The organism is Micromonospora luteifusca (assembly GCF_016907275.1).
GTDB lineage: Bacteria > Actinomycetota > Actinomycetes > Mycobacteriales > Micromonosporaceae > Micromonospora > Micromonospora luteifusca.
This window is the reverse complement of record NZ_JAFBBP010000001.1, coordinates 5332304-5344702: the sequence shown is the minus strand read 5'-3', so window position 1 is coordinate 5344702 and position 12399 is coordinate 5332304. Positions and strand designations below refer to the sequence as shown.

The 12399-nt window shown below is 71.9% G+C and carries 10 protein-coding genes; 4 read left to right on the top strand and 6 right to left on the bottom strand.

Annotated features, from left to right (window positions below):
• Nucleotides 1-126: 126 nt before the first annotated feature.
• Both JOD64_RS24400 and JOD64_RS24395 read left to right on the top strand, forming a co-directional pair.
• Nucleotides 127-771, top strand: coding sequence for a hypothetical protein (locus JOD64_RS24400; protein ID WP_204944362.1), 645 nt, complete (start codon nt 127-129; stop codon nt 769-771).
• 240 nt (nt 772-1011) lie between these two features.
• Entirely contained in the window at nt 1012-1920 is a 909-nt protein-coding gene (locus JOD64_RS24395; protein WP_204944361.1) for a putative endonuclease domain-containing protein, read from the top strand.
• Between the two features lie 201 nt (nt 1921-2121).
• Here the strand turns inward: JOD64_RS24395 and JOD64_RS24390 are convergent, their stop codons facing one another.
• The 4 genes from JOD64_RS24390 to JOD64_RS24375 are packed head-to-tail and all read right to left on the bottom strand — an operon-like array spanning nt 2122 to nt 6354.
• Nucleotides 2122-3069 carry an ABC transporter substrate-binding protein gene (locus JOD64_RS24390; RefSeq protein WP_204944360.1) on the bottom strand — a complete coding sequence of 316 codons (948 nt, stop codon included), beginning with the start codon at nt 3067-3069 and terminating at the stop codon, nt 2122-2124.
• Nucleotides 3069-4019: an ABC transporter ATP-binding protein gene (locus tag JOD64_RS24385; protein ID WP_204944359.1), complete on the bottom strand. Its 951-nt coding sequence runs from the start codon at nt 4017-4019 to the stop codon at nt 3069-3071. Before JOD64_RS24385 ends, JOD64_RS24390 begins: the two co-directional genes overlap by 1 nt.
• A gap of 20 nt (nt 4020-4039) precedes the next feature.
• The gene (locus JOD64_RS24380) at nt 4040-5311 is read right to left on the bottom strand and encodes a FecCD family ABC transporter permease (protein ID WP_307813609.1); all 1272 of its coding nucleotides are present in this window, start codon (nt 5309-5311) and stop codon (nt 4040-4042) included.
• Complete coding sequence (locus JOD64_RS24375) at nt 5308-6354, bottom strand: FecCD family ABC transporter permease (RefSeq protein ID WP_204944358.1); 1047 nt, start codon at nt 6352-6354, stop codon at nt 5308-5310. Before JOD64_RS24375 ends, JOD64_RS24380 begins: the two co-directional genes overlap by 4 nt.
• A gap of 141 nt (nt 6355-6495) precedes the next feature.
• On the opposite strand from JOD64_RS24375, the gene JOD64_RS24370 reads away from it, so the two are divergent.
• Nucleotides 6496-6855 (top strand): YciI family protein, encoded by a 360-nt coding sequence (locus JOD64_RS24370; RefSeq protein WP_204944357.1) that lies wholly within the window; start codon nt 6496-6498, stop codon nt 6853-6855.
• Between the two features lie 2 nt (nt 6856-6857).
• Here JOD64_RS24370 and JOD64_RS24365 read toward each other — a convergent pair whose 3' ends face one another.
• Entirely contained in the window at nt 6858-7226 is a 369-nt protein-coding gene (locus JOD64_RS24365) for a cytidine/deoxycytidylate deaminase family protein (RefSeq protein ID WP_204944356.1), read from the bottom strand.
• 122 nt (nt 7227-7348) lie between these two features.
• Here JOD64_RS24365 and hrpA point away from each other — a divergent pair, with 122 nt between their 5' ends.
• Nucleotides 7349-11419 (top strand): ATP-dependent RNA helicase HrpA, encoded by a 4071-nt coding sequence (gene hrpA, locus JOD64_RS24360; protein WP_204944355.1) that lies wholly within the window; start codon nt 7349-7351, stop codon nt 11417-11419.
• Between the two features lie 34 nt (nt 11420-11453).
• Here hrpA and JOD64_RS24355 read toward each other — a convergent pair whose 3' ends face one another.
• Complete coding sequence (locus tag JOD64_RS24355; protein WP_204944354.1) at nt 11454-12383, bottom strand: LysR family transcriptional regulator; 930 nt, start codon at nt 12381-12383, stop codon at nt 11454-11456.
• Nucleotides 12384-12399: the final 16 nt, after the last annotated feature.

Sequence of the window (12399 nt, the reverse complement as noted above, 5' to 3'; positions counted from 1 at the left end):
ATCGCCGGCCGGCAGCTCAGGCCCTCCGGAAACCGCACATCTCCGGACCCCAGATTCGCTGGGCGATGTCAGACCCGTCGATTAGAATGTATGTACTAATCGAGTTCCTGACCTGGGAGGACGCTCGTGACAGTGCCCGCCTCCACGCCCCTCACCCCCTACGCCACACTGCTCGGTTTCACCCGCTACGTCGACCGCACCGGCCCCACCAAGGCGACCTTCGTGGGCGGGCTGCGCAAGCAGCGCGCCAGTAGGTCCGGCTTCAACCCGCACGGCCAGTTCGTCAAGGCGCTCAAGGCCGACATCGCCTTCCACACCGGCGGCACGCACCTGACCGGGGTGGTCGACGTGGTCAAGCCACGATGGCGCCCGCTCTACCAGGCGCTCGTCCCCGGCGCCACGGCCTGGCTGCACTCCCTCGGCGATCCGGCAGCCGTCGACCTCGCCCAGACCCGCGATGCCCTGGCGATGCTGGGTGACCTACCGGTCAAGATCAACCCCCACTTCGGCGTACGCCACGCCGACGGCCGCGCCGAAGCGATCCGCCTGCACTTCGACGAGACCCCACCGAGCGAGGAGTCGGTGCTCGCCACCCTGCACCTGATGGCCCGACACATGGACGCGGTCCTACCGCACGCCGAGCCGATCCTGGTCGACATCCGTCGCGGCCAGGCCCACCGCATGCCCAACGACGCCAAGCCCGACCAGATCGAACGCTGGCTGTCCGGCGAAGCCGCCGCCTTCCGCGCCATCTGGTCCACCGCCGCCTAACCACCCCCGACAACCCCCACTGCCCCCGCACCACCCCGCCTGCCGCGCCCGTCCGTCCGTCTGGGTGCCGGGCAAGATCACGCTTGATCCAGGATGTAGTGGCCTCGCCTTCTCGGGAGGCCACTACATCCATGTTCGAGCGCGATCATGGGGACAACGGTGTGTACCGGCGGCGCAGCCTGGTCGGCGGTTATCCACAGGGGCGGCGTGGCGCCGGGGTGATCGGTCAGCCTGGAGCGCATGCCGAAAGCTCCTCGACGGCCGCCGCAGTTGCGCGGTCGAGTCTTCCGTGGCTCGATCGCCATCTCGCGCGGTCTGCTGACCCGTAACGACCTGCGCAGCTCCGCGTGGCAGCCGCTCTTCCGGGACGTCTACGCCGATGCCCAGGTCAGAATCACACACAGGATCAGGTGCGCCGCCGTCGGTCGCTGGTTGATCCCACCCGGAGCGGCCATCGCGGGGCGCTCGGCGGCGGCGTTCTACGGCAGCACGACGCCCGCTCCGAGCGACCCGGTCGACATACTGGTCTCCAGCGGCACCCGGATCGGGCCTGCCACCGGCCTTCGGATCCACCACGGGGAGGTCGATGCCGGCGACACGCTGCACAAGGCAGGGCTCAGGGTGACCAGCCCGGCGCGGACCTGCTGGGATCTCGCCCGTTGGCTCGACGTGGTCGAAGCGGTGGTCGTCATCGACACCATGCTGGCCAGCCGTCACACCGACGTGTCCGCCTTACGCGAGTACGCGTTGAGCCGGGCCGGTCGGCGGGGCTGGCGGTCCCTGCTCCGTGCGGTCGACCTGGCCGATGCGGGCGCCGAGTCACCCCAGGAGTCCCGCACACGGGTGCGACTGGTGCTCGCCGGCCTGCCCAGGCCCCAAACGCAGTGGGTCGTAGCCGACCAGGGCCGGTTCGTGGCCCGGCTTGACCTGGCCTGGCCGGAACTCAAGGTCGCGGTGGAATATGACGGGCTCTGGCACAACGACCCCGAGCAACTCCATCGGGACCGCCGACGGCTCAACCGACTGCTCGGTGGCGAGTGGATCGTCCTGCACGTGACCGCCAAGCGCCTCCGGGATGACTTCGACGGCTTCCTCGTCGAGGTCAGGGCCGCCCTACGAGCCCGATCGCACTCGCCCTCACGCCAATGATCACCCTTCAAGCGACCGTCGCGCTCCAGCGACGACCGTCCCAAGCGGCATCGCGCTCCAGAGACCGCCCCCCAGTCGGTGATCGCGCTCGAACATGGAAGTAGTGGCCTCCCCATCGAGGGAAGCCACTACTTCCTGGATCGAGCGCGATCATGTCCCGGCACGCAGCGCACGCGCGCGGGCAGGCGCGGCGGGGGCTTGTCAGGCGGCCGGGAGGTACTTGCTCAGGTCGTCGAGGATCTTGTTGGCGGCGCCGACACCGATGCCGGTCATCCAGACCTCGTCGGCAACGGGGTACGCCTTGCCGGCCTTGACGGCGCTGAGGCCCTTCCAGAGGGTCCCGCCGGCTACCTTGGTCTGCTCGGCGGCGGCCTTGTCGCCGTACGCGGTCACGAAGATGACGTCACCGTCGACCTCGTTGATCCGCTCGGGGCTGACCAGGTCGAAGCGCTTGTCCTCCTTGTTGGCGAGGAGCTGCCGCTCGGGGCGACCCAGCCCGGTGTCGCCGATGACGATGCCGGAGAAGGAGTCCGGGCCGTACACCCGGATGTTGCCGGGCAGGAACCGCACGATCGACACCTTGCGTGCGGCGGCGTCGCCGAGGGTGGCGCCGAAGTCCTTGGCCCGCTTCTCGTACGCGCCGAGCAGGTCCTTGGCCTGCTGCTCGCGGCCGAGCGCCTTGCCGTCGAGGAGGAAGTTCTCCTTCCAGGTGATGCCCACCTTGTCGGTGAACACGGTCGGCGCGATGGCGGCAAGCTCGTCGTAGAACTTCTCCTGGCGGAACTTGCTGCCGAGGATGAGGTCCGGCTTCAGGGCGTTGATCGCCTCCAGGTCGGGTTCGGCGAGCACCCCGACCTCCTTGATGCCGGCGAGCTTGTCCGCGCCGAAGTAGGTCGGCCAGCTCTTGGCCTCACCGGCGGTGGCGGCGCCGACGGGCGTGACGCCCAGCGAGAGCGCGGTGTCGATCTTGTCGGTGTCGAGCACGACGACGCGCTTGGGCTCCGCCGGGACCTTGGTGGTGCCCATGGCGTGGGTGATCTCCCGGGTCTCCCCGGTGGTGGAGCCGGCGACCGGGTCGCTCTCACCGCAGGCGGTGAGGCCGACGCCGAGGGCGACGGCCGCGGCGAGAGCGGCGACGAGACGACGCATCAGAGTCCTTTCGAGGGGTACGAGCCGGTGAGCGGGGTGGCCGCGTCACCGGTGGCGGGTCGGGCGTCCGGCACGGACGCCGTCGACGAGTCGGAGTCACCCACGGCAGCCGGGCCACCAGCGCCAGCCGAGCCACCAGCAACGGCAACCGGGGCGGCAGCCGGGGCGGAGTTGCCCCCCGTGTACGCGGGCACCACCAGCGGCGCGCCGGTCACCGGGCAGGGCACGACGACGCAGGCCAGTCCGAAGACGTCGCGGACCAGGTCGGCGGTGAGGATCTCCCGCGGTGGTCCGGCGGCCACCACGGCACCGTCGCGCATCGCGACCAGGTGGTCGGCGTAGCGGGCGGCCTGGTTCAGATCGTGCAGCACGGCGACGACGGTGCGGCCCCGCTCGACGCGCAGTCGGTGCAGGAGGTCCAGCACCTCCACCTGGTGGGCCAGGTCGAGGAAGGTGGTCGGCTCGTCCAGCAGCAGGGCGTCGGTGTCCTGGGCGAGCGTCATCGCGATCCACACCCGCTGCCGCTGACCGCCGGAGAGGCTGTCCACCGGTCGGTCGGCCAGGTCGGTCACGTCGGCCAGGGCCATCGCCTGGTCCACCGCCGTGCCGTCCTCCGATGACCACTGCCGCCACCACCGCTGGTAGGGCTGCCGGCCGCGGCCGACCAGGTCTGCCACGGTGACGCCCTCGGGCACCAGCGGGCTCTGCGGCAGGACGCCGAGCCGGCGGGCGACCTCCCGGGTCGGCAGGTCGCGGATCGAGGTGCCGTCCAGCAGCACCGTGCCCCGGCGCGGGGTGAGCAGCCGGGCCATCGTGCGCAGCAGGGTGGACTTGCCGCACGCGTTCGGCCCGACGATCACGGTGAACGCGTCGGTCGGCAGGTCCAGGTCGAGACCGTCGAGCACGGTCCGCTCGTCGTAGCCGGCGACCAGGTCGCGGGTGGAGAGCATCACAGAACTCCTTGAAGGCGTCACGACGACCGCCGCCGGCCGCGCAGCAGCAGGAAGATCAGGTACGGGCCGCCGATCGCGGCGGTCAGTACGCCGGCGGGCAGTTGGGTGGGTGCGAGCAGCCGTCGGCCGGCCAGGTCCGCGAGCACCAGCAGCAGAGCGCCGAGCAGCGCCGAGCAGACCAGCGGTGGCCGTTCGGTCCGTACCAACCGACGGGCCACCTGGGGGGCGACCAGCGCCACGAAGTCGACGGCGCCGACCTGGGCGGTGACCATCGCGGCGACGAGGACGCCGGTGCCGGCCAGACCGATTCGGCGGGCCACCGGCCGCAGCCCGACGCCTCGGGCGGTGTCGTCGTCCAGGGCGGTGCTGTTCAGCGCCCAACCGGCCCAGGCCAACACCGGCAGCAGCACCAGCAGGGTGCCGGCGATCCAGGCGGCCTCGGTCCAGCCCTTGCCGGCCAGGGTGCCGATCAGCCAGATCTGCGCACGCAGCCCGTCGATCGGGTCGGCGGTGAGCATGACCACCTCGGTGAGCGCCCGGAAGGCGAAGGCGACCGCCACGCCGGCGAGCACGAACCGCTGTGCCGCCAGCCCGTGCCGGGCGCCGAGGGCGAACAGCAGCACCGCCGCGAGCAGCCCGCCCACCAGTGCGGTGGGTGCCACCAGCACGGCGGCCATTCCGCTGGTCAGGGCCACGGTGGCGGCGAGGCCGGCACCCTGGGTGATGCCGATGACGTCCGGGCTGGCGAGCGGGTTGCGGGCCACACTCTGGATCAGCGTGCCGGCCACGCCGAAGGCCGCACCGGCCGCCGCCGCCAACACGACCCGCGGCAACCGAAGATCAAAGACAACCAGGTCGTACGGGGTGCCGGCACCGGAGAGGGCGCGCAGCACGTCGGCCGGAGCGACGTACGGGGTGCCCAGCGAGAGGCTGAGCACGACGGCCAGGACGAGCAGCACGGTCAGCGCGGCGGCCACCAGCACGGCGCGGCGTCGGATCAGCAGGCTGACCGGGCCGATGCGCAGCAGCGACCGGCCGGGCAGCGGGGCCTGGCCGGGCAGCGGGGCCTGGCCGGGCAGCGGGGCCTGGCCGCCGCCAGACGAGGCGGTAGGCACCGAGGCCGACGAACCAGCAGCACCGGACAAGCCAGCCGCGCCGGACGAACCAGCAGCGCCGGACAAGCCAGCCGCGCCGGACAAGCCAGCCGCGCCGGACGAACCAGCAACGTCGGACAGACCAGCCGGGTCGGAGGGACCAGCCGGGTCGGAGGGACGGTGTGCGGTGGTCACGCGGTCACCACCCGGGCTCGGCGGACGAGGACGGCCAGCAGCGGCGCACCGATCAGGGCGGTGACGATCCCGGCGGGTATCTCGCCGGGCGGGGCGACGAGCCGGCCGACGACGTCGGCGCCGAGCAGGAGCGCCGGTCCGAGCAGGGCGGAGACGGCGAGGGTCCAGCGGTGGTCCGCGCCGACCAGGGCACGCGCCAGGTGCGGCACGGCCAGTCCGACGAAGGCGACCGGCCCGGCCGCCGCCACCGCCGCACCGGTCAGCAGCACAGCGGCGAGGCCGCCCCCGAGGCGGACCAGGCCGATCCGGTGGCCGAGGCCGCGGGCCACGTCGTCGCCGAGCGCCAGCGCGTCCAGGCCCCGGGCCACCAGGGCGGCCAGCACGAGCCCGGCGAGGACGAAGGGCAACACCTGCGCGGTGACCGACAGGTCGCGGCCGGCCAGCCCGCCGACCACCCAGAACCGGTACTCCTCGAAGGTGCGGGCGTCGATGCTGAGCAGCGCGTACACCCCGGAGGCCAGGCTGGCGTCGAGCGCCGCGCCGACCAGCGCGAGGGTCACCGGGCTGGCGCCCTCGCGGGCTCGGGTGGCGATGGCGAAGACCAGCAGCCCGGCGATGAGGGCCCCGGCGATGCCGAACCAGACGTACCCGGCGAGCGTGCCGATGCCGAACACGGAGATGGCGAGCACCACACCGAACGACGCGCCTGCGCTGATGCCGAGGATGCGGGGCTCGGCGAGGGGGTTGCGGGTGAGCGCCTGGAACAACACACCAGCTACGGCGAGGGCGAGACCGACGGCGAGACCGAGCGCGGTACGCGGCATCCGCAGCTCGCGGACGATGGTGCTCGCATCGCCGCCGTCCGGGGCGACGAGCGCGTGCCAGACCTGGTCGACGCCGAGTTGCCGGCTGCCGAGCGCGAAGCTGGCCAGCACGGCGAGCAGCAGCACCAGTGCGGCCCCGACGGTGACGGCCACCCGGCGACCGGTGCGGGTGCCGGACCGACTGCGGGCCGGGGTCGGCCGGGTGGCGAGGGTGGTCACGAGTCTCCTGCACGTTCGCGCTTAGGTTCGCCTTACCTTAGCCGACCCGCTGAGGGTCGCCTAACTTGCACTCGTCGATCCCGGAGGAGCTGACCAGGGCGGACGCCCGCACGCGGCGGGCAGCGCGCCTAGGGTGGGGACATGCGCTTCGACCAGCACACGGTCGTACTCCTGGTCCGGCCGGCGGACGTCCCGGAGCTGCCGCTCGACGCCGTCGACCGGTTGCAGGACGCCCACCTGGCCCATCAGGCGGGTCTGGTGGAGCAGGGCCTCGTGCTCGCGGCCGGCCCGTTCCTGCGTGCCGACGACGAGCGGCTGCGCGGTTTCGTGGTGCTCTCGGTGGACCCGGAGGCGGCCCGCGAGCTGTATCACAACGACCCGGCGGTGCGTGCCGGTCGGCTGGCCGTCCAGGTGATGAGCTGGATGGTGCCGGAGGGCAACGTGCGGTTCGAGGGTGTCCCGATGCCCCCGTCGATGCTGGAGGCGGCGACCGGCGACTGACGTCAGCCGGGCAACTCCCCGATCTCGACCACCCGCAGGGCGTCCATCTCGCCGACGATCACCCGCAGTGACGGGAAGTGGTCCCGCAGCACCTGTTGGCAGGGGTCACACGGCGCGGCGACCTCGCGCCCCCGGTCGGTCACCGTGACGATCGTCTCCAGGTCCGCCACGCCCTGCGTCGCGGCGGTGCCGATCACGACAAGTTCGGCGCAGGAACCTCCGGCGACGTGGTGGACGTTCACGCCCGTGAAGACCCGCCCGTCGGCGGTCCGGGCGGCCGACGCGACGGTGTGCCTCTGGCTGCGGCAACGCAGTTTGGAGACCGCTGTGGCGGCCTGCACCAACGCCCGGTCGGTGTCCCGCATCGTCATCCCGGCCCCCAGCACTCGACGTCGGCCGCCAACTCTAGATCCCCCTGCCCGGGCGTCGAAGGGCCGGCCGCGCGATAACCCGGGGGCGGTCCGCCGCCGGGCTGCCTATCCTTGGGCACGACATGCAGAATCCAACCGCCTCCGCCGCGACCGACCCGGTTCGCGAGTTGCACCGCCGTCTCTCCTCTCTGATGTTCCGCGACCAGCGTCGGCTTCAGCGGCGCCTGGACGGTGCCCGGAAGCTGCGCGACCCGCAGCGCCGGGAGTCGGCGTTGACCGAGATCACCGCCGAGGTCGAACGGGCCGAACAGCGCCTGGCCACCCGGCGGGCCGCGGTGCCCGTGATCACGTACCCGGCGGGGTTGCCGGTCAGTGAGCGCAAGGACGACATCGCCGCCGCCATCCGTGATCACCAGGTGGTGATCGTGGCGGGCGAGACCGGTTCGGGCAAGACCACCCAGCTGCCCAAGATCTGCCTGGAGCTGGGGCGGGGGGTGCACGGCCTGATCGGGCACACCCAGCCTCGGCGGTTGGCGGCCCGGACGGTGGCCGACCGGATCGCCGACGAGTTGGGCACCGAGTTGGGTGACGTGGTCGGCTACAAGGTGCGCTTCACCGATCAGGTCAGCGAGCGCAGCCTGGTGAAGCTGATGACCGACGGCATCCTGCTGGCCGAGTTGCAGACCGACCGGATGCTGCGCCAGTACGACACGCTGATCATCGACGAGGCGCACGAACGCAGCCTCAACATCGACTTCATCCTCGGGTACCTACGGGAGCTGCTGCCCCGGCGACCCGACCTCAAGGTGATCATCACGTCGGCGACCATCGAGACCGACCGGTTCGCCCGGCACTTCGCCGGCCCACCCACGGCCGACGAGCCGGAGGGCGTACCCGCACCGGTGGTCGAGGTGTCGGGGCGGACCTACCCGGTGGAGGTGCGCTACCGGCCGCTGCTCGAACTGGCGGAGGGCGAGGAGGACGGCGAGGGCGACGAGGAGACCGTCCGCGACCAGATCCAGGCGATCGGCGACGCCGTCGAGGAGTTGGCCGCCGAGGGCCCCGGCGACATCCTGGTCTTCCTCAGCGGTGAGCGGGAGATCCGGGACACCGCGGACGCGCTCGGCAAGCTGGTGCAGACGAAGCGCTCGTTGCTCGGCACCGAGATCCTGCCGCTGTACGCGCGACTCTCCAGCGCCGAGCAGCACCGGGTCTTCGCCGCGCACAGCTCACGCCGGGTGGTGCTCGCCACCAACGTCGCGGAGACCTCGCTGACCGTGCCCGGCATCAAGTACGTGGTGGACCCGGGTACCGCCCGCATCTCCCGCTACTCCAGCCGACTCAAGGTGCAGCGGCTGCCGATCGAGCCCATCTCCCAGGCGTCGGCCAACCAGCGCAAGGGCCGCTGCGGCCGCACCTCGGACGGTATCTGCATCCGCCTCTATGACGAGCAGGACTTCCTCTCCCGACCCGAGTTCACCGACCCGGAGATCCTGCGGACCAACCTGGCGTCGGTCATCCTGCAGATGACCGCGATCGGGCTGGGCGACCTCGCCGCGTTCCCGTTCATCGACCCACCGGACCGGCGCAACATCACCGACGGCGTCAACCTGCTGCACGAGTTGGGCGCATTGGACCCGACCGAGGCCGACCCGGCGAAACGGCTCACCGCGCTGGGCCGGCGCCTGGCCCAGTTGCCGGTCGACCCGCGACTGGCCCGGATGGTCGTCGAGGGCGAACGCAACGGCTGCGCCACCGAGGTGCTGGTGATCGCCGCCGCGCTCTCCATCCAGGACCCACGGGAGCGGCCGGCCGAGAAGCAGGCCCAGGCCGACCAGGCGCACGCCCGGTTCGCCGACAAGGAATCGGACTTCGTCGCCTTCCTCAACCTCTGGCGCTACCTGCGGGAGCAGCAGCGGACGCTCTCCTCCAGCGCGTTCCGCCGGATGTGCAAGGCGGAGTACCTGAACTACCTGCGGATCCGCGAGTGGCAGGACATCGTCAGTCAACTGCGTCAGGTGCTGCGTACCCCGGCCGACGGGGACCGGCGCGGCGGGCGGCCGGCGCGCGACACCTCGGGCGACGCGGACGCCGGCCGGGGCGAGAGCCGCCGGGGCGGCGCGGACCTGCCGGAGGAGATCGACACCCCGAAGGTGCACCAGTCGCTGCTGCCCGGCCTGCTGTCCCACATCGGCCTGAAGGACGCGCAGAAACACGAGTACCTGGGCGCGCGGGGCGCGAAGTTCGCCCTCTTCCCCGGCTCCGCGCTGTTCAAGAAGCCGCCGCGCTGGGTGATGGCCGCCGAGTTGGTGGAGACCTCCCGGCTCTGGGGCCGGATCGCCGGCCGGGTCGAACCGGAGTGGGTCGAGCCGCTCGCGCAGCACCTGGTCAAGCGCAGCTACAGCGAGCCGCACTGGGAGAAGAAGCAGGCCGCGGTGATGGCCTTCGAGAAGGTCACCCTGTACGGCGTCCCGCTGGTCACCTCCCGGAAGGTCAACTTTGGGCGGATCGATCCGACGCTGAGCCGGGAACTCTTCATCCGGCACGCCCTCGTCGAGGGCGACTGGCAGACCCATCACCAGTTCTGGTCGGACAACAAGCGGTTGCTCGCCGAGATCGAGGAGTTGGAGAGCCGGGCCCGACGACGGGACATCCTGGTCGACGACGAGACCATCTTCGGCTTCTACGACCAACGGATCCCGGCCGACGTGTCCTCCGGCCGGCACTTCGACAGCTGGTGGAAGACGACCCGCCGGGAACGGCCCGACCTGCTCACCTTCACCCGCGACCTGCTGATCAACGACGGCCGGCCGGGGGTCGACGAGGACGACTACCCGGACGAGTGGCAGGCCGACGGGGTGAGCCTGCCGCTCACCTACCGCTTCGAACCGGGCACACCGACCGACGGCGTCACCGTGGACATCCCGCTGCCGCTGCTCAACCAGGTGCCGGCGGAGAGCTTCGACTGGCAGGTGCCGGGACTGCGCGAGGAGACGGTGATCGCGCTGATCCGCTCGCTGCCCAAGGCGGTACGCCGCAACTTCGTACCGGTGCCCGACTACGCCCGGGCCGCCCTCGCGGCGATCAAGCCCGGGGAGGAGTCGCTGTTGGACGCGCTCACCCGGGAACTGCGCCGGATGACCGGTGTGACCGTGCCGCGCGCCGCCTGGGAGCCGGGCAAGCTCCCCGCCCACCTGCGGGTCACCTTCCGAGTGCTCGGCGACGACGACAAGCCGGTCGCCGAGGGCAAGGACCTGCCGGCCCTGCAACGTCAACTCCGCCAGGAGGTACGCCAGGTGGTGGCGGCCGCCGCGCCGGAGGTGGCCCGTACCGGGCTGCGCGAGTGGAGCATCGGCACCCTGCCACGGACGATCGAGCAGGTCCGCGCCGGCTACGCGGTGACCGCGTACCCGGCGCTGGTCGACGAGGGCGCCACGGTGGGCGTGAAGGTGTTCGACTCCCCCGCCGAGGCGGAGGCGTCGCACTGGGCCGGCACCCGCCGGCTGCTGCGGCTCACCGTGCCGTCCCCGGCGCGGATCCTGCAGGGGCGGCTGACCAACGAGGCGAAGCTGGCGCTGAGCCGCAACCCGCACGGCGGCGTGCAGGAGATGATCGAGGACGCGGCGGGCGCGGCCATCGACCGGCTCATCGGTGCCGCCGGTGGACCGGCGTGGGACGCCGACGGGTTCGCGGCCCTGCGCGACAAGGTCCGCGCCGACCTGGTCGACACCGTCGTCGAGGTGATGGACCGGGTACGCAAGGTCCTCGCCGCCGCGTACACCGTGGAGCAGCGGCTCGGCGCCACCCGCAACCTCGCCGTGGTGGCCGCACTGGCCGACATCCGCAACCAGCTCGCCGGGCTGGTGCACGCGGGTTTCATCACCGAGACCGGGTACGCCCGGCTGCCCGACCTGCTGCGCTACCTCACCGCCATCGAACGCCGGCTGGACCGCCTCGGCGGCAACCCGCAGCGCGACCGCCAGCAGCAGGACCGGGTCGCCGTGGTGCAGAAGGAGTACGCCGACCTGCTCGCCAACCTGCCGCCGGCACGCCGGCAGGAGGCGGCCGTACGGCAGATCCGCTGGATGATCGAGGAGTTGCGGGTGAACGTCTTCGCCCAGGCGCTCGGCACCCCGTACCCCGTCTCTGAGCAGCGGATCTACCGCGCGATGGACGACGCCGAGGGCCGCTGACCGGGGCCGGGCCGCGCCCCGGCGGGCAGTGGGATCAGAGCGGATCCACACCCGGTGGTAGGTCGTCTCGGTCGATCGCCGACTGTATGTAGTCGAGCAGGATCCGCCGGAGTTCCCGACCGGCATGAGTCGGCACCACGTCGCGCCGACGCGCCACCGCGATGGTCCGCCGCACCCCGGGCGGGGCGAGGGGGGTGATCCGCACGCCCGGTCGGCGGGCCAGCACGATGCCCGGCACCAGCGCGATACCGAGCCCCGCCTCGACGAAGCTGAGCACCGCGTCCATCTCGCCGCCGTCCACCGCGAAGGTCGGCTCGAAGCCCGCCTCGCGGCACGCCTGGATCGTGGCGTCGCGCAGGTCGTAGCCCTCGCGGAACATGACCATCGGCTGGTCGCGCAGGTCGGTGATGTGCAGCTCCCCCGCCGCCGACGCGGTCGGCACCTCCCCCACCGAGGCCACCACCAGGCTCTCCCGCAGGATCGGGTCGACGCGCAGACCTGGGTCGGCACCCTGGGCCGGCATGATGATCAAAGCCAGGTCGAGGTCGCCGCGGAGCAGGTCGCGCACCAGGTCCTGGGATCCGCTCTCCTCGACGCGCAGGTCGACGGTGGGGTGCGCGTCGCGGAACCGGCGCAGCACCGGCGGGGCGAGCGAGGTCGCCAGGCTCGGGGTGGCCCCGAGGCGGACCCGCCCCCGCCGCAGCCCGACCAATTCCTGCACCTCGCGGGTCGCGGTCTCCACGTCGGCGAGGATCCGGGTGGCCAAGGGCAGCAGCACCTCGCCCGCCGCGGTGAGTGCGATGTTGCCCCTTAGCCGCTCGAACAGCGGTGCCCCGAGGTCGGCCTCCAGAGCGTGAATTTGCTTACTGAGAGAAGGCTGAGTTATGCCGACGAGGTCGGCGGCTTGGGTGAAATGTCGTACTTCGGCCACCGCGACGAAGTACCGGAGCTGATGGAGCTGCATCTAAATAGCTTACGGC